This window comes from Marinilactibacillus psychrotolerans (genome assembly GCF_900101525.1).
Classification (GTDB): Bacteria; Bacillota; Bacilli; order Lactobacillales; family Carnobacteriaceae_A; genus Marinilactibacillus; species Marinilactibacillus psychrotolerans.
Genome location: NZ_FMZD01000007.1, coordinates 80,296 through 106,031, shown reverse-complemented (window position 1 = coordinate 106,031; position 25,736 = coordinate 80,296). Strand labels below are relative to the sequence as shown.

General features: G+C 34.0%; 26 protein-coding genes. 4 read left to right on the top strand and 22 right to left on the bottom strand.

Features of this window, described 5'->3' with window-relative positions:
* Positions 1-19: 19 nt before the first annotated feature.
* The 6 genes from BLT22_RS05545 to rpsB all read right to left on the bottom strand — a co-directional run bounded on the left by BLT22_RS05545 (position 20) and on the right by rpsB (position 5,091).
* Positions 20-802 (bottom strand): phosphatidate cytidylyltransferase, encoded by a 783-nt coding sequence (locus BLT22_RS05545; protein ID WP_091761457.1) that lies wholly within the window; start codon positions 800-802, stop codon positions 20-22.
* Between the two features lie 24 nt (positions 803-826).
* On the bottom strand, positions 827-1,567 hold the full coding sequence (uppS, locus tag BLT22_RS05540) for an undecaprenyl pyrophosphate synthase (protein ID WP_236048869.1): 741 nt from the start codon (positions 1,565-1,567) through the stop codon (positions 827-829).
* Positions 1,568-1,967: 400 nt separating this feature from the next.
* Entirely contained in the window at positions 1,968-2,525 is a 558-nt protein-coding gene (gene frr / locus BLT22_RS05535) for a ribosome recycling factor (protein WP_087059046.1), read from the bottom strand.
* Positions 2,518-3,249 (bottom strand): UMP kinase, encoded by a 732-nt coding sequence (pyrH, locus tag BLT22_RS05530; protein WP_087059044.1) that lies wholly within the window; start codon positions 3,247-3,249, stop codon positions 2,518-2,520. The genes frr and pyrH overlap by 8 nt, the downstream gene beginning before the upstream one ends.
* Before the next feature lie 146 nt (positions 3,250-3,395).
* Positions 3,396-4,280 (bottom strand): translation elongation factor Ts, encoded by an 885-nt coding sequence (gene tsf, locus BLT22_RS05525; protein WP_091761455.1) that lies wholly within the window; start codon positions 4,278-4,280, stop codon positions 3,396-3,398.
* 52 nt (positions 4,281-4,332) lie between these two features.
* Positions 4,333-5,091, bottom strand: coding sequence for a 30S ribosomal protein S2 (rpsB, locus tag BLT22_RS05520; RefSeq protein WP_087059040.1), 759 nt, complete (start codon positions 5,089-5,091; stop codon positions 4,333-4,335).
* 238 nt (positions 5,092-5,329) lie between these two features.
* Here rpsB and BLT22_RS05515 point away from each other — a divergent pair, with 238 nt between their 5' ends.
* Complete coding sequence (locus BLT22_RS05515) at positions 5,330-5,920, top strand: lysophospholipid acyltransferase family protein (RefSeq protein ID WP_087059458.1); 591 nt, start codon at positions 5,330-5,332, stop codon at positions 5,918-5,920.
* 64 nt (positions 5,921-5,984) lie between these two features.
* Here BLT22_RS05515 and BLT22_RS05510 read toward each other — a convergent pair whose 3' ends face one another.
* The 5 genes from BLT22_RS05510 to BLT22_RS05490 all read right to left on the bottom strand — a co-directional run bounded on the left by BLT22_RS05510 (position 5,985) and on the right by BLT22_RS05490 (position 12,583).
* Entirely contained in the window at positions 5,985-7,775 is a 1,791-nt protein-coding gene (locus BLT22_RS05510) for an ABC transporter ATP-binding protein (protein ID WP_091761453.1), read from the bottom strand.
* Entirely contained in the window at positions 7,775-9,526 is a 1,752-nt protein-coding gene (locus tag BLT22_RS05505; RefSeq protein WP_091761451.1) for an ABC transporter ATP-binding protein, read from the bottom strand. Before BLT22_RS05505 ends, BLT22_RS05510 begins: the two co-directional genes overlap by 1 nt.
* Positions 9,527-9,683: 157 nt before the next feature.
* A complete protein-coding gene (locus tag BLT22_RS05500) occupies positions 9,684-9,923 on the bottom strand; it encodes a YneF family protein (protein WP_087057096.1) in 240 nt (79 codons plus the stop codon).
* A 295-nt stretch (positions 9,924-10,218) separates the two neighbouring features.
* Positions 10,219-12,216, bottom strand: a complete 1,998-nt coding sequence (tkt, locus tag BLT22_RS05495) for a transketolase (protein WP_091761449.1) — start codon at positions 12,214-12,216, stop codon at positions 10,219-10,221.
* 124 nt (positions 12,217-12,340) lie between these two features.
* Complete coding sequence (locus BLT22_RS05490; RefSeq protein ID WP_087057098.1) at positions 12,341-12,583, bottom strand: DUF896 family protein; 243 nt, start codon at positions 12,581-12,583, stop codon at positions 12,341-12,343.
* A gap of 304 nt (positions 12,584-12,887) precedes the next feature.
* Here BLT22_RS05490 and lexA point away from each other — a divergent pair, with 304 nt between their 5' ends.
* Positions 12,888-13,523, top strand: coding sequence for a transcriptional repressor LexA (gene lexA / locus BLT22_RS05485; protein ID WP_087057099.1), 636 nt, complete (start codon positions 12,888-12,890; stop codon positions 13,521-13,523).
* A 76-nt stretch (positions 13,524-13,599) separates the two neighbouring features.
* Here the strand turns inward: lexA and BLT22_RS05480 are convergent, their stop codons facing one another.
* Together BLT22_RS05480 and BLT22_RS05475 are read right to left on the bottom strand one after the other, a co-directional pair.
* Positions 13,600-14,169, bottom strand: a complete 570-nt coding sequence (locus tag BLT22_RS05480) for an NADPH-dependent FMN reductase (protein WP_091761447.1) — start codon at positions 14,167-14,169, stop codon at positions 13,600-13,602.
* A gap of 14 nt (positions 14,170-14,183) precedes the next feature.
* Positions 14,184-15,257, bottom strand: coding sequence for an LLM class flavin-dependent oxidoreductase (locus BLT22_RS05475; RefSeq protein WP_091761444.1), 1,074 nt, complete (start codon positions 15,255-15,257; stop codon positions 14,184-14,186).
* Positions 15,258-15,371: 114 nt separating this feature from the next.
* On the opposite strand from BLT22_RS05475, the gene BLT22_RS05470 reads away from it, so the two are divergent.
* Together BLT22_RS05470 and BLT22_RS05465 are read left to right on the top strand one after the other, a co-directional pair.
* Complete coding sequence (locus tag BLT22_RS05470; protein WP_087057101.1) at positions 15,372-15,713, top strand: winged helix-turn-helix transcriptional regulator; 342 nt, start codon at positions 15,372-15,374, stop codon at positions 15,711-15,713.
* Between the two features lie 35 nt (positions 15,714-15,748).
* Positions 15,749-16,063 carry a hypothetical protein gene (locus BLT22_RS05465; RefSeq protein WP_091761442.1) on the top strand — a complete coding sequence of 105 codons (315 nt, stop codon included), beginning with the start codon at positions 15,749-15,751 and terminating at the stop codon, positions 16,061-16,063.
* Positions 16,064-16,300: 237 nt separating this feature from the next.
* On the opposite strand, the gene BLT22_RS05460 is transcribed toward BLT22_RS05465, so the two are convergent.
* The 9 genes from BLT22_RS05460 to yihA form a co-directional block, all read right to left on the bottom strand.
* Positions 16,301-16,813 carry an adenine phosphoribosyltransferase gene (locus tag BLT22_RS05460; protein WP_091761440.1) on the bottom strand — a complete coding sequence of 171 codons (513 nt, stop codon included), beginning with the start codon at positions 16,811-16,813 and terminating at the stop codon, positions 16,301-16,303.
* 12 nt (positions 16,814-16,825) lie between these two features.
* Positions 16,826-19,159 carry a single-stranded-DNA-specific exonuclease RecJ gene (recJ, locus tag BLT22_RS05455; protein ID WP_091761438.1) on the bottom strand — a complete coding sequence of 778 codons (2,334 nt, stop codon included), beginning with the start codon at positions 19,157-19,159 and terminating at the stop codon, positions 16,826-16,828.
* 89 nt (positions 19,160-19,248) lie between these two features.
* Positions 19,249-20,115 carry a DegV family protein gene (locus tag BLT22_RS05450; RefSeq protein ID WP_091761436.1) on the bottom strand — a complete coding sequence of 289 codons (867 nt, stop codon included), beginning with the start codon at positions 20,113-20,115 and terminating at the stop codon, positions 19,249-19,251.
* A 30-nt stretch (positions 20,116-20,145) separates the two neighbouring features.
* The gene (locus BLT22_RS05445; RefSeq protein WP_091761434.1) at positions 20,146-20,538 is read right to left on the bottom strand and encodes a LapA family protein; all 393 of its coding nucleotides are present in this window, start codon (positions 20,536-20,538) and stop codon (positions 20,146-20,148) included.
* A gap of 74 nt (positions 20,539-20,612) precedes the next feature.
* Positions 20,613-21,404, bottom strand: coding sequence for an SDR family NAD(P)-dependent oxidoreductase (locus BLT22_RS05440; RefSeq protein ID WP_087057107.1), 792 nt, complete (start codon positions 21,402-21,404; stop codon positions 20,613-20,615).
* Entirely contained in the window at positions 21,405-22,349 is a 945-nt protein-coding gene (rnz, locus tag BLT22_RS05435; RefSeq protein ID WP_091761432.1) for a ribonuclease Z, read from the bottom strand.
* Positions 22,350-22,407: 58 nt separating this feature from the next.
* Positions 22,408-23,709, bottom strand: coding sequence for a GTPase ObgE (gene obgE, locus BLT22_RS05430; RefSeq protein ID WP_280525129.1), 1,302 nt, complete (start codon positions 23,707-23,709; stop codon positions 22,408-22,410).
* 180 nt (positions 23,710-23,889) lie between these two features.
* Entirely contained in the window at positions 23,890-25,035 is a 1,146-nt protein-coding gene (locus BLT22_RS05425) for a glutamyl-tRNA reductase (protein WP_091761430.1), read from the bottom strand.
* On the bottom strand, positions 25,032-25,637 hold the full coding sequence (gene yihA / locus BLT22_RS05420; protein WP_087057110.1) for a ribosome biogenesis GTP-binding protein YihA/YsxC: 606 nt from the start codon (positions 25,635-25,637) through the stop codon (positions 25,032-25,034). The genes BLT22_RS05425 and yihA overlap by 4 nt, the downstream gene beginning before the upstream one ends.
* Positions 25,638-25,736 lie beyond the last annotated feature (99 nt).

Genomic DNA, 25,736 nt, shown 5'->3' with positions numbered 1-25,736 from the left:
CTCCTTTAATACCTTGTCATTAAACTAAACCCATTATAAACATCACTGATAAAACGAATAGTAAACTATCAAAACGGTCAAATATACCGCCATGTCCTGGTAATATATTACCAGAGTCTTTAGTTCCGAAATGGCGCTTAATTGCTGATTCAATTAAATCCCCGATTTGTCCAGCTATTGAAAGCACCACCACTAAAGGTAACATTAATAAGATCGGCCAGTTGGTTGGGAATAATAGAAGATAAATCACCGAAACAATCATTGCAATAATAATGCCACCGATAGAGCCTTCAATTGTTTTATTTGGGGAAATAAGAGGTGCTAGTTTATTTTTTCCAAACTTCCTTCCAATTAGATAAGCTCCTGTATCTGTTGACCAAATAATCAATAAAGATAATATTAATAAGTGAATATTTGTTTCTCTAGTCAATATGAAGGAATGAAATCCAGTACCTATATATAAAATACCAACGAATGATATTCCAACATCTTCAATTGTGTAGTCCTTAACCACTAGTGTCAAGGATATTAGTATTAATATTAATAACGCAAATAAAGATCCATTATCTGGCAAAACTGGAAAAACTTCTAATATCCTTTTATATAAAATCACAAATATAAGTGCTACTGAAGAAACCAAGGTAGGGATGGAAATAGGATTTATCCCTTTCATTTGATGAATTTCCATCAAAGCAGTAATAGCCAGTAGAACTATAAACGCTTCCAGTACCCATGAACCGATATAAATAATCGGCACAAAAAATAATAGTGCAATAATTGCTGTCATAGAACGTTGTTTCATTCGTCTCCTCCTGAATCTATTTAATCAAATCGCCCCATAGCGACGGCTTCTATTTTGATAATCCAGTAGAGCTTTATCTAAAATTTCACCTGTGAAATCAGGCCAGAACAGTTTCGAAAAATAAAATTCGCTATAAGCATTTTGCCATAGCAGAAAATTACTTAATCTTTGCTCACCGCTGCTTCTTATTAAGAGATCTACATTATCGTATGGAGTAATAGAGTTTGTAAGTAATTCTGCCTGAAATATTTCTTCTGATATATCTTTCTTGTTTAGTTCTCCACTTGTAATTTTATCAAAAAGCGATTTTGTTGCTTCTACTATTTCAGCTCTTCCACCATAATTAAAAGCGAAATTCAATACCATCCCAGTATTATGTTTAGTTTCATCAATTGCTTTCTCTATAGCTTTCTTAGTAGATCCAGGTACTTTGTCCTTAAATCCAATCATGTTGACCCTTATATTATTTTCTTGCAACTCAGGTACAAATCGATCAAAGAATTTAACAGGAAGCTGCATAAGAAATTTAACCTCTTGAGGTGGTCTTTTCCAGTTTTCTGTGGAGAAAGCATATAGAGTTAGTACTTTGACGCCTCTTTCGCTTGCTCGAATCGAAACTCGTCTAATTGCTTCCATACCTTCTTGATGGCCATCCTTACGTTCTCTTCCTGTCTGCTGAGCCCAACGGCCATTTCCATCCATAATGATTGCTACGTGGTCAGGGATATGATCAATCACTGTATCTACCTGTGGATAATTCCCCACATCAAAACCTCCAAGTATTTATTCTACATCTATTCTATTGTAGTAAATAATATTTGAAATTACCATATCAAAATATATAAAATTCTTATAAGGATTTTTGGTTATGGATAAAATACAATATCCATAGTTTAGTCCAATTCTAAATCACAATCAAAAAATTATTCAAAATAAGGGAATTTTGGTATAATTATGTTATAGATTAAAGCACTGTATACGAGGAGGCAGTTAATTTGAAAACAAAATTAAAAAATTACATTATTGGGTTAATTATAACTACTATAGTGACAAAACTAGTAAATAAATTTATTATTGAAAAATTACAAAGTTAATTCTTCAACCCTATTATGTATCTAAAACAAATAATGCAAGGAGATAATCAAAATCTCCTTGCATTATTTAATTATACATCTAAAATTTCTTTTTCCTTTTCAGCTGATAATTTATCAATTGCTGCTACACTGCTATTCGTTAATTTTTGCACTTCTTCTTCATAATCTCTAAGATCATCTTTTGTTAAATCACCATTTTTTTCTGCTTTTTTCAATGAATCAATCGAATCACGTCTAATATTTCTAATAGAAATCTTTGCATTTTCAGCTTCTTTTCCTACTTGTTTAGCGATTTCTTTTCTACGTTCTTCAGTTAAAGCAGGAACAACTAATCGAATGACAGTGCCGTCGTTTGAAGGTGGGATACCAATATCTGATTGATTAATAGCTTTTTCAATATCCCCTACTGAATTTTGATCATACGGAGTAATTAATAAAACTCTTGCTTCAGGTACTGAAATTTGAGCTAATTGATTCAAAGGTGTTTCAGCTCCATAATACTCTACGTTCACACGATTCAACAAACTTGGATTTGCTCGTCCCGCTCTGATTGAACCTAATTCTCTAACATATGCTTGTTCTGCTTTTTTCATTCTAGTTTCTGTGTCTTTTAATATACTATCACTCATTATGAGTCCTCCTGACTGTTGTGCCGATTGTTTCTCCTAAAGCTACACGTTTGATATTTCCCGTTTGATTCAGATTAAATACGACCAATGGAATGTCATTATCCATACTAAATGAAGAAGCTGTGGTATCCATAACTTGAAGTGACTGATTGATAATTTCAAGATACGTAAGTTTTTCATATTTAACTGCCGTTTTATCAATATTAGGATCAGCAGAATAAATACCATCTACATTATTTTTGGCCATCATGATTACATCAGCATTAATTTCTGCTGCCCGTAGCGCAGCTGTGGTATCCGTTGAAAAATATGGACTACCAATTCCGCCCGCAAAAATTACCACTCGACCTTTTTCTAAATGTCTAATTGCTTTCCGACGGATATAAGGTTCAGCTACTTGTCTCATTTCGATCGATGTCTGAACACGTGTAGGGACGCCAGTATTTTCCAAACAATCTTGCAATGCTAGTGCATTCATAACGGTTGCAATCATCCCCATATAATCTGCTTGAGATCTTTCCATTCCCATTTCAGATCCTACATGACCTCTCCAGATATTTCCACCACCAACTACAATAGCGATTTCAACACCAAGATCATGTACATCTTTAATTTCTCGGCAAATTTCATCAATAGTAGGAGGCTGTATCCCAAACCCAGTATCTCCGGCTAAGGCTTCTCCACTTAATTTCAGTATAATTCTCTTATATTTAGGTTCTGTCATTATGATTTCCCTCCATCAGTCATACACATTTAGTTTACCATATTCCATCTTATAGTTCATTATAAAAAGGCGGTTTAGTATGTATTAGGCTGTAAAAAAGGCAGGAACGCTAACGATCACGTCCCTACCTAATTTAAAGACTAACTTTATTTCTTACCTAATTGGCTTTGTACTTCAGCCGCAAAGTCTTCTGAACGTTTTTCGATTCCTTCTCCAACTTCATAACGGATAAATGATTTAACAGTTGCGCCATTTTCTTTTAGATATTGGCCAACAGTTTTATCTGAATCTTTAACATATGGTTGATCTACAAGGCTAATTTCAGCTAACCATTTGTTCAAGCGACCTTGAACCATTTTTTCTACGATATTAGCTGGTTTACCTTCATTTTTAGCTTGTTCAGATAGAACATTTAATTCATGATCACGAGTCTCTTGAGGCACTTCATCACGAGTAATGTATTTAGGATCAATTGCTGCAATATGCATTGCAACATTGCGAGCCACTTCTTCATTATCTGTTCCTTCAACTAATGCAAGTACAGTGATACGACCACCCATGTGCTCGTAGTCTCCAAATACTTCGCCATCATTTTTTTCTAAAATTGCAAAACGACGTAAAGTAATTTTTTCTCCGATAGTTTGAGTAGCTTCAGTAATAACTGAACCAACTGTACCGTCTTCCATTTTCACTTCAAGTGCTTCTTCAACTGTAGCTGGTTTATTTTCCACAATTGTTTTAGAAATATTTTTAACTAAATTTTGAAATTTTTCATTTTTAGAAACGAAATCTGTTTCAGAGTTGATTTCTGCAATTGCTGCAGAGTTTCCACTAGAATAAACGTTAGCTAAGCCTTCTGCCGCAATGCGATCAGCTTTTTTAGCTGCTTTAGAAACACCTTTTTCGCGCAGGTAATCAATCGCTGCATCTAAATCTCCGTCTGTTTCTACAAGTGCTTTTTTAGCGTCCATCATTCCAACGCCTGTTTTATCGCGCAACTCTTTTACTTGTGCTGCTTTAATGTTTGCCAATGTAATTCCTCCTAATCGAAATGTAAAGAACTATTAGATATAGTTCTAAAAATTATTCGTTGTCGCCTTCTACAACTTCAACAATTTTATCAAGTGAGTCAGATTTAACTTCTTCTTCAAATCCTTCTTCACCTTGGTTTCCTTCAATTACAGCATCTGCAATAGTTTTAGTTAATAACTTAACTGCACGAATTGCATCATCGTTTGAAGGAATGATTACATCGATTTCATCTGGGTCACAGTTTGTGTCTACCATAGCAACGATAGGAATATTTAATTTTTGAGCTTCTTTAACTGCAATATGCTCTTTGCGAGGATCAACGACAAATAATACATCAGGGCGTTTAGGCATATCTTTGATTCCGCCTAAGAATTTATCTAAACGGTCACGCTCTTTCAGTAAGATCCCAACTTCTTTTTTAGGAAGGACTTCAAAAGTTCCATCTTCTTCCATTTTTTCAAGTTTTTTCAAACGAGTAATACGTTTTTGGATTGTATCCCAGTTAGTAAGTGTTCCACCTAACCAACGGTGATTGATGTAGTATGATCCAGCTCTAATTGCTTCTTCTTTAATAGCGTCTTGTGCTTGTTTTTTAGTTCCTACAAAAAGAACTGTTCCACCATCTTCAGCGATTTCACGGACATAGTTATATGCTTGATCGATCATACGAACTGTTTTTTGCAAGTCGATGATGTAGATTCCGTTTCTTTCTGTGAAGATATAACGTTTCATTTTTGGATTCCAGCGACGTGTCTGGTGACCAAAATGAACACCTGATTCTAATAGTTGTTTCATTGATACTACTGCCATTTGTACATTCCTCCATTATGGTTTTTTTCCGCCTTTGCTTTCGTTTGTATGAAGACTCCATGGCTACAGAGCACCTTTCACTACATCCAGCAAAGTGTGAAATTAGTGTATTTTTACACCGCCTTTAATTATACATAATCAATCTCTAAATAGCAAACCATTTAAAAAAACTTGCTTCTTTCTTTTGATTATCGCATAATTATAAAGATTAGAAATTAAATAAAGGAAGTGTCAATACGTGTTTTTTTCTTTTGTTAGAGGATTTATTCGAATTCTTATCTATATTTTTAATGGAAAACCTAAATTTATTAATCGAGAAAAATTACCCAAGGATGAAACCTACGTTCTAATAGCTCCGCACAGATCTCTGATTGATCCAGTTTTTATCGTTTTAGCGGCTAGTCCTCGTCAATTTTGCTTTATGGCTAAAAAAGAATTATTTAATAATAAAATATTTGGATGGTTCATTACTAAAATGAATGCATTTCCAGTCGATCGTGATAATCCACAACCTAGTGCCATAAAAAAACCAGTTAAAATATTAAAAGAAAACAAGCTTAGTTTAGTGATTTTCCCTTCTGGCACTAGACATTCACAAGAATTAAAAGGAGGAGCAGTAACAATTGCTAGAGCCAGCAAACGTCAAATTGTACCCGTTGTTTACGAGGGACCCTATACAATCAAAGATATTTTCAAGCGTAAAAAAGCAATTGTGAAAATCGGAGATCCTTTTTATGTTGAAAGAAAAATTGATGGTATTGAAGATATCAATCAGTATTACTCTGAAAAAATCCAAACCGCCTTTGAAGAACTAGACCGTATAAATTAATTAATCATTTTCATATTTAATAAATAAAAGTGGAAGGCTAGAGATACTTAGCCTTCCACTTTTATCATTTGGTTTGTAATCCAATATTTTGTAATTCATACATATCTTTATACTTACCGCCTTTAGAAATGAGGTCATCATGTGTTCCACGTTCGATAATTCTCCCATCTTCTAATACTAATATTTGGTCAGCATCCCGAATTGTTGAAAGTCTATGAGCAATTGCTACTGTAGTGCGACCTTTTCTCATTCTATTCAGCCCTTCTTGAATGAGTGCTTCTGTCTCGGTATCAATATTAGCAGTTGCTTCATCCAAAATCAGTATCTTCGGATCTCTAACAATTGTACTAGCAAAAGAAATCAACTGTTTTTGTCCGCTAGAGAAACTTGCTCCTCGCTCAACTACTCTTGCATCATAGTCTCCTGGCAAGTCTTCAATAAACTGATCAGCTTGAACAAACCTTGCAGCTTGAATAATCTCACGATCGTTTATTTCGTTATTTTTTATTCTAATATTATCTTTTATAGTGCCATAGAATAAGAAAGAATCTTGTAGAACAAGTCCAGTTTTTCTTCTTAACTCTCTCATAGGATAATCTTTTATAGATCTACCATCAATTAGAACTTCTCCTTTTTGGAAATCATAGAATCGCATAAGCACATTTATTATTGAAGATTTACCACTGCCTGTATGTCCTACTAGTGCTACTGTTTCTCCAGGATTCACATTGAAACTAATATTTTTTAGTACATCTGATTTGCCATCGTAAGAGAAAGAGACATTTTTAAATTCAATTTTTCCTATCTCTATTTCTGCTCCCGCTATATTGTTTTGTTGCGGCGTATATTCTTCATTATCCATCACTTTAAGGATTCGGCTACTTGAAACTATCCCATCTTGAAACAGACTCAAGCTATCCATTAATCTTGTTAATGGTCTAAAAAAGTCATTAGCATAAGAAGTAAAAGCGTAAATAATCCCTACTTCGATTGGACTATTTAAAGCATTAATCCCGAAAATTGCTAATATCAGAACTACTGCAATTGTATATAAGAAATTAATGATGGGGCTTAATAAAATTGCATTGATTCTAACCATTGAATATCTAGAATCAAAATAAGAACGATTAGTTTCTTCAAACTCTTTCTGTAAGCGTCGTTCTTGTCTAAATTGTTGTATAATCGACATTCCATTAATTGTTTCAGCCAACTTTGTATTTAATGAGCTCAACTTTGATTTCATGCTGACATAAGTCTTAGAACTATATACTTGATAAAACCTTATTACAATCAATAAAACAGGTGCAAACAATAAGATCCATACTGCAACAGAAGCATCCAAGATAAACATTGCGCTTAAAGAAATGACTACACCAAACACACCTTGCATAATCGTTAGGAAAACATTCCAGAAATCTTTCATAGCTTCTGTATCATTGGTTGCTCTAGTGATAATCCAGCCCGTTGAAGTCTGATCAAAAAATCTCATACCTAAACTATGAAGTTTTGTATAAAGACTTTCGCGAATATTTTTCACTGTTTTTTCTGATGCCATATTAAAGATATACAGTTCAAAATACCAGACGATCATCCGAATCAAGGTTACCCCAAAATGAAGTGCCGCAAAAAATAGAATAATTCTTAAAGTAGCATCTCCAGGGGTTATATGATCATCAATAAATACTTGAATAATTCTTGGTAAGATTGCATTAATAATCGCAAGTAATATACTGAAAATAATGGCTACAGTAAATTCCTTCCGATACGGATGAGCGAATTTCAAAATCCTTCTCAGTATATGCATCTGCTGTTTGAAAGGAATGGATCGATCTTTTATGATTTCTGGCTGTTCCATTATTCATCCTCTCCTTCCAATTTCTGCTCTAATTGTTGCTGACGATACATATCTTTATACCATCCACCAAATTTTAATAATTGTTCATGCGTTCCACGTTCTACAATTGTACCATCTTCAACTACCATAATTTCTTCTGCATGCATTACAGAACTAATTCGATGAGCTGCAATAATGGTTGTCTGTTTTTGTCTTTTTTCTTTCAATCCGGAAAGAATGCTTTCTTCCGTTTTAGCATCTACTGCTGACAATGAGTCATCCAATATCATTAACTCAGGATTCGTAATGATTGATCTTGCAATTGAGATTCTTTGTTTCTGTCCTCCAGATAACGATACGCCTCGTTCACCAACTTGTGTATCGTAACCATCGGGCAGATTCAAAATATCATTATGAATATCAGCTAATCGAGCTGCTGCTTCTACTTCTTCTTGGGATAAACTTGGATCGGCAAAACGAATATTATCTCTAATTGTGGTTGAGAATAAATAGTTGTCCTGAGGAACATATCCAATCTGTTTTAGTAGTGCATCTAAGGTATAGTCTCTTATATCATGAGAGCCGTATTGAATATTTCCTTTATAACGGTCATATTCTCTAAGAAGTAATTTAAGAATAGTGGTTTTCCCCGCACCGGTTTTACCTACAATTCCCAAAGTATGCCCTGCTCTTAGGCTGAAATGAATATCATGTAAAGTCATTACTTCATCATCTGGATAAGAGAATGTTTTAATTTCGAACTTTAGATCGCCCTTTACAGGCTCCTCAATTGAGCCTTTTCTTTCAACAATTGAAGATTCTTCTCGTAATAAATTTTCGATTCTATCATAACTAGCTGATCCTCTTTCAATAATATTGAAAAGTCGACCAATTGCAAACATTGGCCATACAAGCATACCAATGTAGTTGATAAACGTAACAAAATCTCCTATACTAATCTCGTTTTCAGTTATTAATAGTCCACCAATAAAAATGGTCAAAAAGTATGATACACCCATAATTAAAGTAATAGCAGGATCAAATAATGAATCTATTTTATATACTAGTCTATTTTTTGCCACGACATTAGCTGTCTGTTCTTTGAATTCTTCAATATCTTCTTTCTCTTGTCCAAATGTTTTTAGAACTTTAATTCCTTGAATACTTTCTTGAACTTTATCATTCAATTGAGAAAAGGACGCTTGAGCATCTCTAAACCTCATATGAAGTTTTCGGCCCAAAACTCTAGATGTAATAGCCAAAAGTGGTAAAGGGAAAACTGCAATTAAAGTCAATCTCCAATCAACTACAAATATCATAGCTAAAAGAGTAGTCAATCCCACACTTATAGCATCAGCCAGTGTAAGAATCCCGCCTCCAGCGACCATTCTTAATCCTCTCAAGTCATTTGTCGCGTGAGCCATTAAGTCTCCGGCACGATATTTTTGAAAAAACTGATTATCCATATTTGTAAAATGATTGTATAGTTGCTTTCTGACTGTTTGTTCCAATTTTGCAGCATTTCCCCAAATTTTCATCCGCCATATATATCTAAAGATATACTGAAGTAAAGCTGAAATAAGTAAAATACCCAACCAGAAAGACAAAGACTTAGAAGTGATGCTATTCGTTTCGATTTCATCTACTACTATCCCGATTATTCTTGGCGGAATTAGCTGCAGCAGTGCAACAACAACCAACGAGAATATTCCTATCATATATGATTTTTTCTCTTTAAGGAAAAACCAGCTTAATCGCTTAAATATATCCATCTATTGAACTCCTATTTTATTTTTTATCCTTCTAATAATATAACCAATTATGACACGGTGTCATAATATTATAAAAGAAAACGGGCAAACTCTGCCCGTTTTCTTAATTATTCCTTAAAGTAACAACTATATATTTTTGTTAGTAAATTTATACCTACTACTTATTAGTATTATTTTTTTTCTTTTGTTGAGATTTCATTTGACTCATCATTTGATTGATTTTTCGTTCAGATGGTTTTTGTCCCATTTGCAGCATCATCATCCGTAACATATTCTCATCGATCGGTGGATTTTTCTCGAAATAATCCATCATGTATTTTCTCGAAATGAAGAATCCTCCAACTGCTCCTCCGATAAGTGCTACAATAACTAAAATTATCCAGCCCCATGTTGGCATATTTTCACTCCTCCCCAATTTTCTTGTTAATATAGAATCAATGTATATAAATATCGTTCTTAATTGAAACGAAAGCACATATCGCTAATTCTAATTACTCACTCGACTATTTTACACAACTTTTAAACAAAAATAAACCTAAAGTGCAGTATTTGCATATTTAATTTAGAAAGATAGAGAAAAGCAGTGAATTTTACAGTTATTAAAGCGAATGAAGACAATTAATACACGAGTGCTCCATTCAAAATAATAGACTATAGTATTCACTGCCAGAATCCTTAGTTATTTCGAAAAATTAATTTAAAGATAAATAAGTTTTTACTACATTATCTGTAGTGAATCCATATTCTTCTACTACAGATGAACCATTTCCACTTGCCCCAAACTTATCTATAGATAGACTTGCGCCTTTAACACCAATGTAACGATCCCATCCGAAAGATGATCCCATTTCAATTGATACACGTTTCGTAACGCTTGATGGTAAAACAGCTTCTTTATATTCAGCTGATTGCAAGTCAAACAGATCTTGGCTTGGCATAGAGACTACTGAAACATCTTTTCCTTGAGCCTTCAGTTCTTTTTGAGCTGAAATAGCAAGAGAAACTTCTGAACCAGTAGCAATCAAAATACCTTCTGGCGTTTCCCCTTCAGATGGCGAAATTACATAAGCACCATTTTTCACATTATCTCTAGCCATATTAGCTGAGTTAGTCAATACTGGTAAGTTCTGACGAGTCAATACTAACATGGTTGGTCTATCAGTTGATTTAAGCGCGATTTCCCACGCTGCAGCAACTTCATTCCCGTCGGCTGGTCTAATTAAAGAAAGGTTATGCATACCTCTGAAACTTGAGATTTGCTCTACTGGTTCGTGAGTAGGCCCATCTTCTCCAACTGCAATTGAATCATGAGTCAGTACATAAATAGCTGGAATTTTAGATAATGCTGCTAAACGGACGGCTGGACGTAAATAATCACTAAATACAAAGAACGTTCCTACATAAGATTTTGTTCCGCCATGGAGTAATATACCATTCAAAGCGGCAGCCATTGCAAATTCACGAACACCATACCAGATATTTCTTCCTTCATAGTGACCAGGCTGGAAATCAGATTGTTCTTTCATCATCGTGTTATTAGAACCTGATAGATCCGCTGAGCCGCCCCATAAATTAGGAATGGATTGTGATAATGCATTTAGTACTTCCCCGCTTGTTGCACGAGTAGCAGCTGCTTTATCTCCTTCAGAATAAACCGGTAAATATTCATCCCAATTCTCAGGAAGTTCTCCACTTAATGCTAAACTGAATTTTTCAGCCAGCTCAGCGTGTGTTTCTTTATATTCCTCAACCAATTTATTCCATTCTTTTTCAGCTTTACTTCCCTGATCAACAATCTGTTCTTTAAATCTTGCAGCAACTTCATCAGGAACGAAGAAATCTTCGCCTTCCCATCCATATGCTTCTTTAGCGGCTGTTACACCTTCAGGTCCAAGTGGAGCTCCATGAACTGTATGAGTCCCTGCATTAGGAGCACCAAAACCGATAATAGTCTTAACTTCAATTAACGTTGGTTTATCTTTTGTTTCTTTAGCAGCCGTAATGGCTTTATCTATTGCATCAAGATCATTTCCATCTTCGACTAGAATATGTTCCCACCCGTATGCTTCAAAGCGTTTTCCTACATCTTCAGTAAATGCTTTAGAGGTAGGGCCATCTAGTGATATATCGTTAGAATCATACAACATAATCATTTTTCCTAATTTCAAGTGTCCAGCTAGTGAAGCCGCTTCTTGGGATACACCTTCCATCAAATCGCCATCACCACATAAAGCGTAAGTATAATGATCGACAATATTAAAGTTATCTTTATTATAAGTTGAAGCAAGATGTGCTTCGGCCATTGCCATACCTACAGCATTAGCAACACCTTGTCCAAGTGGTCCAGTAGTAGCTTCTACACCATCTGTTACATGAACTTCGGGGTGCCCAGGTGTACGGCTTTCTAACTGACGGAAGTTTTTCAGATCTTCAATCTTAACATCATAACCCGACAAATGTAAAAGACTATAAAGCAACATAGATCCGTGTCCAGCTGACAGGATGAAACGGTCACGGTCAAACCACTTAGTATTTTTTGGATTAACATTTAAATGTCGCGTCCAAAGGGTGTAAGCCATTGGTGCAGCTCCCATCGGTAATCCAGGGTGACCTGAGTTTGCTTTTTGAACTCCGTCAATGCTTAAAGTTCGGATTGTATCTACTGCCATTTGATCAATTTTATCAAACAAATATATTCATTCCTTCCTATTGCTAAAATGATAACGCTCTTAATCATTGTACTATCTAAACTAGTTTTTTTCAACGCTTTCATAAAAGATAAATTACTTATAAAGTAGAATTTACTGACTATACCTATTTTCTATCATGAATACCTTTTTCTTGCTGAATTTTCTTTAATTTATGCGGGGTAACATCCTTACCCTCTGGGTCTACGACTTTCATTCCTTCAATATGATTTCTCATTCCAGAACGAAACGCTTTGATATATTTTTCTCTAAGGTCTTTTTGTTCGGCTTTTTCTTCAGGTGTCAATCCCTCAGTTCTATCTTTGCGAACTAATTCATTTATGCGATCTAATTGTTTTTTAGGTAACATACTTATTCTCCTTTAAAATTTCTAAAAGACTGGTGTATAAAGTCTTTATTATCAAAGTATACCATTATTTCAAATTGAATCATAACCATTCGCGAATTTTCAGCATAGTATTAAATTTTTATGAGTTCCACTTTCATTTAAAAAAACTTCTATTTCGAACATTCGTTTGATTCAATGTTCGGTTTATGATATAATTTTTTTATAGTTTATATTCTTATAAGCTAAGCAATCATTATGACTTATATTATATTACTTATACATGACTGAATACCTACTAAACTCTGAAAGGACGAGGTGTCACTTTATGACAACTAGAGGCCGTAAAGGTGAAAAGCAAATTGAAATATTGCGTTATATACACGAACAAGTAAATAAACGAGGATATCCACCTACTGTTCGAGAAATTGGTTCAGCTACCGATCTTTCTTCTACTTCAACTGTTCATGGTCACTTAGCAAGGCTAGAAAAAAATGGGTTTATTTTAAGAGACCCTTCTAAACCTCGAGCAATTGAGTTTACAAAAGAAGGATTGATTAAAATCGGGATTGATGAATTCGAAAACCACATTCCACTTCTAGGTGTTGTTACAGCTGGAGAACCGATTCTAGCTGTTGAAGAAGCAATTGATTATTTTCCTATCCCAAATGATTTAGAAATTGAAAAAGGCAATTTATTCATGCTGACTATCCGAGGCAATAGTATGATTAATGCTGGTATATTAGATGGAGACCAAGTGATCGTTAAGAAACAAGAGTCTGCTCAAAATGGTGATGTAGTGATTGCTATGACAGATGAAGAAGAAGCAACCTGTAAAAGATTTTATAAAGAAAAAGGTCATATTCGTCTACAGCCCGAAAATGATACGATGAATCCAATTATTTTGCCAAATGTCTCTATTTTAGGAAAAGTTATTTCTCTATATAGAAGCCATATCTATTAAAAATTAACCATGCAGTATGTAAATGCTCGGATCAATATGATCTGAATACATCAACATACTGCATGGTTTTTTTATTTTAAAATCCGTACGAATCTTCTTGTTGGGCCCAAATATCTTTATAGGCCTTAGCTAAAACGATTGTATCCTCAACTAGTTTGTCTATTCGAAAATGAATATCATCATTAATGATCTCTCCATTATCAAAATCAGTATCTAATATATATACATAATTAGGCACAATATTAGCTTTCATATAGCCCAGTATAGGTTTCAATTGTTGCTCTGGAATAAGATAATGTTTATTTGACCCAGCAGTTGTCACGATACTGCAAGTTTTATATTCAAATGCTTTTTGAGGTAGAAGATCAAAAAGATTTTTAAGTGAAGCTGGAATAGAAGCTTGGAAAATTGGTGTACCAAAAAAAATAATATCTGCATTCATTAAGGTCTGCGTAACATACTTTGTATCTCCAGTATAATCCAAATAATTTCTTCCATCGCTAAATTCCAAGGTAAGTTCTTTTAAATCAAGCAAGTTAACGCTGTTATCTTCTGAATATTTTTCTTTTAATACATTCATCACCTTATTAGCAGCAATACTCGTTTTTTCTCCAACATTTGATCCTGATACTACGACTATGTTCACTAAGATACTCTCCTTTATTTTTTAGTATATTTTTTTATAGCAGGAAGAATTTTTTCTCCGATAATATCAATATTTTTTTTGATACTTTCCATCGGAACTCCACCAAAATCTAATTGAGCAATATAACGTTGATTCCCAAATAACTCATGCTGATACAATATTTTTTCAATAATTAATTCTGGATCTCCTACATTGATCACACTTCTATAATCTTGACCATGGGCAAAAGCTTGCTTTGGAAATCCTTGACCATTCGTGATCTTCATTCCTTCATTTACATGAGGATAATATTCTTTAAAGGCATCCATTTTATTATCACTGGCATAGAAAAAACCAGCTGTTGCTACAGGCAAAGTATCTGTATCAAAACCAGAATTTGCTGCTGTTTCCCTATATAAATCGATAGGTTTTTTAAATTCAGATGCTGGCCCTCCAAGATGAGCTTGATACATAGGAACGCCAATACGTCCAGCTTTTTGTGCAGAAGCATAGGATCCTCCAACTGCCCTCCAAATCGGTAGCCCTTTTTCTTTGTTGTCAGGTCTAGGAATAACTTGAGCATTTCTTAATGGTGCCCGAAATTCTCCCTTCCAATTCAAAACTTCTTTTTCATTAATTTTAAGAAATAAATCAAATTTTTCTTCAAATAACGCTTCATAATCTTGTAGATCATAACCAAGTAAATCAAACAGCCCCACTCTTGAAGCTCTACCAGCTACAACTTCCATTCTCCCATTAGACAAAAGATCAATCGTGGCAGCATCCTCAAATACCCGTACTGGATCAGAAGTGCTGATAATTGTAGCGCCCGACGATAATTTGATTTTATTTGTAGCTTGAGCAATCGCTGAGAGAAGAATCATATGTGCTTGTGAAATAAAGGAATCTTGATGCGATTCTCCTATTTGGAAAACATCTAATCCTGCCTCTTCCGCTAATACAGCAGTTTCAATAATTTCATTAATTCTTTGTTTAGCTGATATTCTTTTACCAGTATGTGGGTTCGGTAAATGGTCTCCTAGTGTATATAATCCGAACTCCATTCCTTTTGACTGATCGATTTTTGGTAAGATTCTAGGATTGTTCATCTTAGCACTCTCCTTATTTTATGTAAGTATAGTATACTAAAAGTATAACCTGATTTGAAGTAGGTACTTTTTAGTGCTATAGTATACAAAATATACTATAGGACGTGTGAACATATGACGAACTTAAATCCGGATTTCTGCGAAGTAAACGAATCGCTTGATATTTTAGTTGGTAAGTGGAAACCTATTATTCTTTTAAACCTCTTAGCAGAGAGCCCTATGCGTTTTAGTGAACTAAAAAAAGCCATACCTAAAATTACTCAAAAAATGTTGACCAAACAATTACGAGAATTAGAATCTCAAGAAATCATAATACGTAAAGTATATGCACAAGTTCCTCCGCGTGTAGAGTATTCGATAACTAAATATGGAAAAACGCTTCAACCAATTTTAGATGCCATGCATGAATGGGGTTTAAAGCATAAAGAACGAACCAATTCCAAAATCACTATTTGATCAGTTGGATTAATCTATAAAAAAGGAGTACTCATTTGAATCATAAAAATATCAATTTGCTCTTATTAATGTTTGTTCCGATTATTCTAGGAATCATTGCCCACTTCGTCTGGAATACTCACGTAAGTTTAATAGCTGGTATCATCTATTTTATTTTGTTCTTGTTTAATCTACCCAATGGTAGCTTCATGAGTACGAATAGTAATTATCAGACCAAACGAGCTAACCCTAATTATAAAATAGAAAAACAAGATATCCGTTCGTTAGATAAACAAAAATTAATTCCTATACTTATACTAGTTTCTTTAATTATTTTAAACTTCTTAATTTATTTTCAACAAATAAATTAGTTGAAAATGGACGTTTTATATTATTCTTATGAAAAAATCGCATAATCAATTTGCTATTCAAGCAAGTAACTCTTTATTTTTCTTTTTAGTAAAACATATATTGACGTTATTCAAACTAGATCGCAAGACGGTTAACTATCTATATATTTTCATAAACCCTAACAAAAAGTGTTGAATCAGTTTCTTAACGGATTTGTATAAATCCGTTAAGACTGACCCAACACTTTTTTAAAATGATTAATATTCCATTAAAGTAAAAATATCGTACCCTTTGATTTTATCTCTACCCTTCAAATCTTTTAATTCAATAAAAAATGCTGTTCCCACTACATCTCCGCCAAGTTTTTCAACCAACTCAATCGTAGCAGCTATTGTTCCACCGGTAGCAAGTAAATCATCACAAACTAATACTTTTTGTCCGGGTTTAATAGAATCTTTGTGTAACTGCAAGGCATCGCTACCATATTCAAGACCATAGCTAACTTCAATCGTTTCTCTAGGTAGTTTACCTTTTTTACGGCAAGGAGCAAATCCAATACCCAATTCAAAAGCTACTGGACACCCTACAATAAACCCTCTCGCTTCAGGTCCAACAATCATATCTACTTCTTTATCTTTAGCATAATTCACAATCTGCTGAGTTGCTTCTCCATAGGCCTTTCCATCAGCCATGAGTGGTGAGATATCTCGAAAAGTGATACCTGGTTGTGGAAAATCAGGAACATCAGCAACAAAATCTTTTAAATTCATTTTTACTCTCCTTTATTGTTCGATCGGAATTTGATTTAAGCTTTTAAGCAGTTTAGTCAATTCATTAAACGAACTGTAAATCAGCAATTCTTCAACTTTGATTTTTTCTTTTCTTTGTTTATAGACTTGTGTATCAGCTACATCCATTTTCTTGACTTCTGCATTTATATTAAGCAGCCCGTCTTCTATTGTAACAAATCCCGCCTCTAAAAACACCCTGATTATGAATTTCAAAATAGATTTATCAAAATTTAAATATTTAGAAAGTAATGCTCCTTTTTCTTTAAGATCAATACTTTTATGCTTAGCAAGAAATTTGTATAACTTTGTAAATTGCTCTCTTGAAGGCATTCCTAATAAATAGTTATTCTCATTAGCATAAAATATGCAATACAGTTCATGTTCTTTATTACCTTCAAGAGTATACTTTAAGAGCTCCAGCGAATCTGGACAATCTACCAATACAGAAGATGTGTTTAATTTTAAATCCTCTGCATCTTTTATATTCTCTATCAGAAATACTTGTGATTCTTCTGTTACATATTTACTATATTTAGCATAATTCTTTTTATTAAAGAATACATATGTGGCATGCTTAATAGAAAAATCAGATTTTTTTAATTCAGATGTTCTTTTATCGAGAATAACCGCCTCTTGAAAATCCAAATCCATTAATTGTAATTGTGGCTTTTTATTTCCATTCCACTCATTGATTTCCAAGGTTCCTACTACGGATACACTTGAATCTGATTTTAATGCTTCGGCTTTTCCACCATAATTAAAAGCAATAATGTCCAAAAGTGAATCCTCTTGACTGACTTTCAGCTTCAAGTGCGCATGATCTACCCCTATGGCTCGTGACTCCACCGGATGAACATTCGAGAATAGAAATGCTGGTCTTGGATTTTCTGTTCCAAAAGGTTTTAAAGAATCAATTTCTTTGATTGCTTCCAAACTAATATCTGCTATCGCACATTCTTCTTCAATTTCAATTTCTTCAAAAAAATCTGTGGTTTCTTGAATAGCTTTTGCTGCTTCATTAAGTGCTTCATGCAATACACTGATATTTTCAATTGGCAAAGTCATTCCTGCCGCCATATGATGTCCTCCAAAATGCCTAAACAAGCCCCTCACATCGTTACAATGCTTAAACAAGTTGAAAGCTTTGATACTTCTCCCAGAGCCCTTAGCTTCTCCCGTTTCAGAATCTATATTCAAGATTATAGTCGGTTTTCCTGTCTCATGAACGATTTTACTTGCTACTATTCCCAGAACTCCAGGATGCCAATTTTCTTTGGCAAGGATATTAACAAGCGAATCCTCTTGTCCTACTAACTGATTCATCGCCTCAACAAAAATATCAGAAACAATTGTTTTACGTTCCTTATTTTTATTTTCAAGAAGAGCAGCAATTTTTGAAGCCTTTTCTTCATCAAATGTTGTCAGTAATTCAACAACAGGACTTGCATTTTCAATACGGCCTATTGCATTGATTGGTGGAGCAATTTTAAATCCAATAGTGGTTTCATCCACTTCTTTTAAGGACAAAGCTAATGTATCAAATAAACTTAGTATACCGATTCTTTGAGTCTGTCTGATAGCTTTAAGGCCATAGCTAACGATTGCTCGATTCTCATCTCTTAAAGATACAAGATCAGCAATCGTTCCAATCGCTGCTAAATCTAGCAGTTCTGCCGGAAAATCCCCTAATAAAGCAGTCGCTACTTTTAATGCCACTCCCGCTCCTGATAAATCTTTAAAAGGATAATGTCCCTTAGGATGATTGGGGTGAATAATGGCATAAGCGTCTGGCAGTGTTTCAGGAAGTTCATGATGATCTGTGACAACAACATCTACACCTTTATCTTGTATGTAATGAATAGCATCATGTCCAGCTACTCCGTTATCCACAGTAATAATTAAGCTTGTTTCATTATTAAGAAAAGTATCAAAAGCTTCTTTATTCGGACCATACCCTTCAACAAAGCGATTAGGAATAAAATATTCTACATTTCCGCCAATTGCTTCAATTGTTTCATATAAAATTGCTGTACTTGTAACACCATCTGCATCATAATCTCCATAAATCATGATTTTTTCCCCAGTTTCAATTGCACTTGTTATTCTTTCAATTACTTTTTCCATATCATACAATAGAAAAGGATCATGGAACCATGATTCATCTGGATTTATGAAACGTTCGATCTCTTCTTTAGAATGCAGCCCTCTATTTAAACAGAGTTTAACAAACAAAGGAGAAACATCTAGTTCTTCGGATAATAAATCGATTTTTTTTTGATCAAATTCTGAATTAATAATCCATTTTTTTCTTTGCTTAAAGCTCAATAATTTCACTCCTTGGAAATAATTTACTTACAATAAAAAAAGCAAGAGCTATGGTTAATGCAAATCCATTGCTCTTGCTTTTACTTTTATTAATCGTCTAAAAGTTGGACACCTATTCCGATTAGTCCTGGGCCTGTATGGACACCTAGCGCAGGGCTAACTTGATCGAAAAAGAAATGTTCGAATTTTGGTAATTTCTTCTTCAATACTTCTCGAACAGATTTGGCTTCTTCTAAAGCAGTTTCTCCACCATAAGCAACAGCCAAGTTATATTTATTAGATTTAGCTGCATATTTTTCAACTAATTCAATTGTCTTATTAACTGATTTTGCTTTACCACGAACTTTTGCAACAGTATGATAAATTCCTTCATCGTTACAAGTAATGATTGGTTTAAGATTCATAACATTCCCCAAAACTGATTGGACTAATCCAATTCTACCTCCTTTTTGGAGATATTCTAGTGTGGGAACGTGAAAATATACTTTTGCTTTTTCTATTCCTTTTTGTAAATTAGCTTTTATTTCATCAAATGGTATCCCTTGGTCTACTTGAAAGGCAGCTTTAACAGCGGATAATCCGGATCCTATACCAATATTCTTAGTATCCAGCACAAAAACATCTAAGTCTTTATAATCTTCTGCCACGATTCGTACCATATTATTTGTACCACTTAAACCACTTGATATCGTTATAGCAATAACTTTCTCATATCCTTCTGATTTGATTTCATCAAAAATGCCTTTAATCATTTCTCCATCAGGCAAAGAAGTTTTTGGAATCTCTTTACTCATACGTTTATAAACTTCTTCTGCAGTAATATTCAGCTTATCAATATATTCTCCATCTTTAAATATTATCTTTAATGGAATTACTTTTATATCAAATTGATCTTTTATAGTTTCAGGAACATCTGCACCAGAATCTGTTAATATAGCAACTTTTTCTTTATTCATACGTCCTCCCGTCCTTCTTTACTAATAATATTACTCTTGTACAGAATTTATTGTATTATTGTTCGAGTTATTTAATTCTTGAATTTTTGTATTTTTTTGACGTAACTCTTCTTTTAGCTGATCTATTTGAGTTTCATATCTATTTTCTAACTCTTTAACTCGTTCATTTCCCTTTTCATCAGCTGTACTAGCAGTTTTTTCAGCATCTTTGCGCATCTTAGTTTCTTGATAGATCTTCATGGTCGAAAGCAATGAGGCAATCAACGCACCTAACAATATAGATCCTAAAATTACGATGATTAATGGCCATTCATATGTTGCAAAATAAAAGTTAACTGGAACTGGATCTACATTTAAGACAGATAATACGGCTCCAATAAATAATAATATAAATGCCCCTACAAAACTCCATTGTTTTTTCATGATATTATATCCCCTTTTACAAACTTATTATTAGAAGAATACCATTTTAAATAAGAAACTGCATTGATTATGTTTTATTTTTTATCAAATTGGCTAAGAATAAGATAATCACCTAATGAGGGAAATAAAGAATACAATCTAGCTGCCACTCCTAAACTCCATGGTAGATTAACTTCTCTTTTATTTGTACCAATAATATTAATAGTCTTTTTAGCAACTTCTTCACTAGTCAAGACAAATGCACCGATTTTTTCCAAGTAGCTGCCAGAAGGATCAAATTCATCAAAAAAGGCTGTATCAACTGGACCAGGATTAATAGTCGTTACTTTAATATTTAAAGGTTTCAACTCTAACCTTAATGCATTACTAAACCCAATAACAGCAAATTTCGAAGCGGAATACACCGCAGATTTTGGAGTGGCAATCTTACCAGCAATGGATCCAACATTAATAATATGTCCACTTTTCCTATCAGCCATCTGTATCGCAACAAGTTGAGATAAATACATTACCCCTAATACATTTACTCTGAACATGTTTTCAGCTTTGTTTAAATCATAAGCGATAAATTCTTCAGTATGACCGAAACCTGCATTATTGATTAGTACATCGATCTTACCAACGCTGCTTTCGATTTTTACCATTGTTTCTTCAATTGCATCAGGGTCAGACATATCTAAAGGATAAACATAAACGTCAGAGGTACTAATTTTATTACATTGCTCTTTCACTTCTTTGAGTCTGTTTTCTCTTCTGGCCGATAAAATAAGTGTCGCACCTTTTTTTGCGGCTTCATAAGCCAAAGATTCACCAATTCCTGAAGATGCTCCGGTGATCATCACAATTTTTCCGTACAAATCATTCATTTAATATTCAGCTCCTGTTTTCTCAAGTGGAATATTTATTTCTTTCAAATCATACATTACGTGCGTATTCTTAAAAACCGCTCTGGCTTCTTTTTGAAGTGCTTGTACATCTTTAGTGAGATATCTAGCACTAATATGAGTCAATAACAACATTTTTGCTTTCGCTTCTTTAGCTACCATAGCGGCTTGGACATTTGTTGAATGGTTATAGCTAGTAGCAAGTTTAATATCACTATGATTAAAAGTACTTTCATGAACCAATACATCTGTATCTTTGGATAACTCAATACTATTATCGGTTTTAAGCGTATCGCCTAATATAGTGACTATTCTGCCCTTTTGGGTTGGTCCAATATAATTTTTCCCGTCTATCACTCTTCCATCTTGAAGAGTTACAGTTTCACCGTTTTTCAGTTTCCCAAAAAGAGGCCCGAAGGGAACACCCAAATCTTTTAAATTTTCAGCCAATAGGGTCCCTTCATGATCTGACTCTTCAATTCTAAAGCCATAAGAAGGGATGCCATGTTTTAATTTTTTTACTATAACCTTAAATTGATTATCTTGAAATATAACTCCCTCTTCATTAAATTCAATAAAGTTAATAGGATATTTAATGTGTGATGCTGAAAACCGAAAACTAGATAACACATACTGTTTGATTCCTTTGGGTCCATAAATGGTTAAAGGAGTCTCGCCTCCTTGAAATGCTCTACTACTCAGCATACCAGGTAATCCAAAAATATGATCTCCATGCATATGTGTGATAAAAATTTTCTCGATTTTACGCGGTTTCAAGGTTGTATTTAATATCTGATGTTGGGTGGCTTCACCACAATCAAACATCCAGATACTATTTCGTTCTTCTAGTAATTTTAAAGCAATGCTTGAAACATTTCTATGTTTAGCTGGCACACCTGATCCAGTTCCTAAAAATAATAAATCCATAACTATCCTCGACTTCTAATTGTGTCTCATTATTTTTCATACAATTCATTACATACTATTATTCTACAAATTCAAATTCAAATGAATCGATACGCACAATATCACCGTTTTTAGCACCTTTCTTTCTTAATGCCTCGTCAATTCCCATACCTCTAATTTGACGAGCAAAACGCATAACTGATTCATCGTGCGCAAAATTTGTCATTTTGTATAACTTCTCTAGTTTTTGTCCAGTCAATACCCATGTGCCATCTGGTTCTCTAAGAATGTTAAAGTGATCTGTTGAAGGAGTATGTTTGTACAATACTCTTTCTTCTTCGTTTGTTTCCTCATCATATAATGGAAATTCTGGAGTAGATTCAAGCAGATCAGCCGTTCTAGTTAATACTGCTGTTAACCCTTTTTGAGAAATGGCAGAAACTTCAAATATCTCAATTTTTTCTCCGGACTCTTCAATCTTTTCTTTGAATTCTGCTAGATTTTTTTGAGAGTCAGGCATATCCATTTTATTTGCTATAACAAGTTGTGGTCTTTCTCTTAATTTTAAATCATATTCTCTTAATTCATTATTAATCGTATCGTAGTCATCTATCGGAACTCGACCTTCTATTCCGCTCATATCAATTACATGAAGCAATACTCTTGTACGTTCAATATGACGTAGAAATTCAATTCCCAATCCTACTCCTTGAGAAGCACCTTCAATTAGTCCCGGCATATCTGCTAAGACAAAACTTCTTCCATCTTCTGTTTCCACCATTCCTAAATTAGGTACAATTGTTGTAAAATGGTATGCTCCAATTTTAGGTCGAGCAGCTGAAACAACTGATAACAATGTTGATTTCCCTACTGAAGGAAACCCGATTAGACCAACATCTGCTAATACTTTTAATTCTAATTCAATTTCTTTTTCTTCTCCTGGTTCACCATTTTCTGCAATTTCGGGTGCCGGATTTCTAGGAGTTGCGAATCTTATATTTCCTCTTCCGCCTCTACCACCTTTAGCAATTACCGCTTCTTGTCCATGGCTGACTAAATCAGCATACAATTGACCGGTCTCTGCGTTTTTTACAATAGTTCCAGGTGGGACTTTGACAAACAAATCTTTTGCACCTCGTCCATGCATTCCTTTAGACATACCATTTTCACCATTTTTTGCTTTAAAATGTCTGTTGTACCTAAAATCCATTAAGGTTCTTAACCCTTCGTCAACAACAAAAATAATGTTTCCACCAGTTCCGCCGTCTCCTCCAGCTGGTCCACCATCAGGTACGTATTTCTCACGTCTGAAAGCAACCATTCCATCTCCACCGTTACCTGCCTTGACATTGACAGTTACTTGATCTAAAAACATCGACATGTATTAATCCTTCTCTCCTGTACATTTCTCTTAATTTTATTTTACACTATTGCGGAATGATTTACTAATATTCTTAAAAGACTGCATAATAAAAGCGGGTCATGCCCGCGTTTTGAAACTGCTATTTTAAATAAGAAAATGAAAAAGCCCGAAATGTTCGAGCTAATCATATTACAAAAATCATGTCATGGATTTACGAATTCTTTCAGTCCCAACCGGCTGATGTAGTGAACTCCATTTATTTACATTTTCTTGTGCATGTTTCTCATTAAGCAGTTGATAGTTCCCCATAAACTTTTCTGTTTCGTTTATTAGGTTTTCATCAAAAAAGATATCAGCTTGATTCAATTCATGCTCTGTAAAATCTTTTGTGTTTTCATTTTCAATAGAAGTATAGCTAACTAAATGACCAAGCATATTGAATAGATCTCGGTTAATTTGATTAAAATCAACAATTATTTGTTTTTTCATGGTCTGCCTGATTGTTTCGACCTTTTCAAATAATTCCTGGTTCAAGCACTCATTATTAAAAGATTGAGAAAAAACTATTCCATCAGCATTCGAAAATCTATAACCTACAGATAACAAATCTGCTGCATGCAATCTAGTAGAAACTGGACCATCTATTGTTAAATCGATCCATTCTCTCAATGAATCAATCATTTCTGTACTATCAGCACTGTCTTCATTAGCAATGGTTAAAGACTGTATATTTAATGTTAACAATAATTTAGCTATATGGAGTACATCATAACCGTTACCAAATAATACACATTTCTTGTCATCTAATTGACCTAACGAATTTTGAAGCAGATCAATCGCTCTAGATGGCTGAGCACAATAGAGAGGCTTCATTATCTCGGACAATCTCATTTTTCTTGAGAATTTAATCGCATTTTTAAAAAGATCTTTTATCATAATTCCTATAGTTTTCTCTTTATATCCTAAATCCAATGCCTTTTCTACTGGTTGAAGCGTAGTATGCGAACCCTTAGGCTTTGCTTCCATTCCACTAACGATCGTGAATAGATGATTTACTACATCTTTATTAAACTTACTATATGTTTCTAAAATGGTCTCTTTCAGTGGCTTACCAGTAAATGCAGATAAATACCTTAAAAGATCTCCATGTTTGAAGACTGTTTCATCAACGTTTAAATAGTATTCACTACGAACTTCAGAAGATAGTATACAGACTTCTTCTACACCATCAAATTTTTTGATATCATGCAAATGTCTTATTTTCTGGCTTTCGTTTAATGTATATTTATCAATGTCTTCAATCGAAACAGTGTCCTTATTTACTCCATACATTAAGATTTTCAAATAGAATCATTCCTTGTACTCGCAAGTATTTCATTCCAGACCTCGTCTCTTCCTTCTCTAGTTTCAGCAGAAAACACCATAACTTTATCTTCTGTCGCTAGTTCAAGAGTCTGAATGACTTGGTTAATATGTTTATTACGTTTAGATTTCTTTATTTTATCTGCTTTTGTTGCAACAACTAATACTGGAAGATTATAATACTTTAAAAAATCATACATCTGAACATCTAGTTCTGTCGGATGGTGTCTTAAATCAACCAGCAAGATACTTAATGAAAGTTCATCTCGACTAGAAAAATAAACATTCATCATTTCTCCCCATTTTTCTTGTTCAGCATTAGATACTTTAGCATATCCATATCCTGGAACATCGACAAAGAACAACTCATTTTCAATATTAAAATAATTCAATGTCCTAGTTTTACCTGGTTTACCGGATGTTCTTGCTAGTTTTTTTCTATTTACCATAGCATTGATAAACGAAGACTTGCCAACATTAGAACGGCCAGCTAAAGCAACCTCAGGTAGTCCATCATCGGGATACTGTTTTGGAGAAACTGCACTGATTGTAATTTCTGCATAATGAATTTTATTGATATCCATATTATTTTCTCCTAACGTTAAATTTACACACTTTAAATATAATCCTGTATAAGTATATCATAATTTAGATGATTTAAAAGAATTTCTTTGGTTTTTATG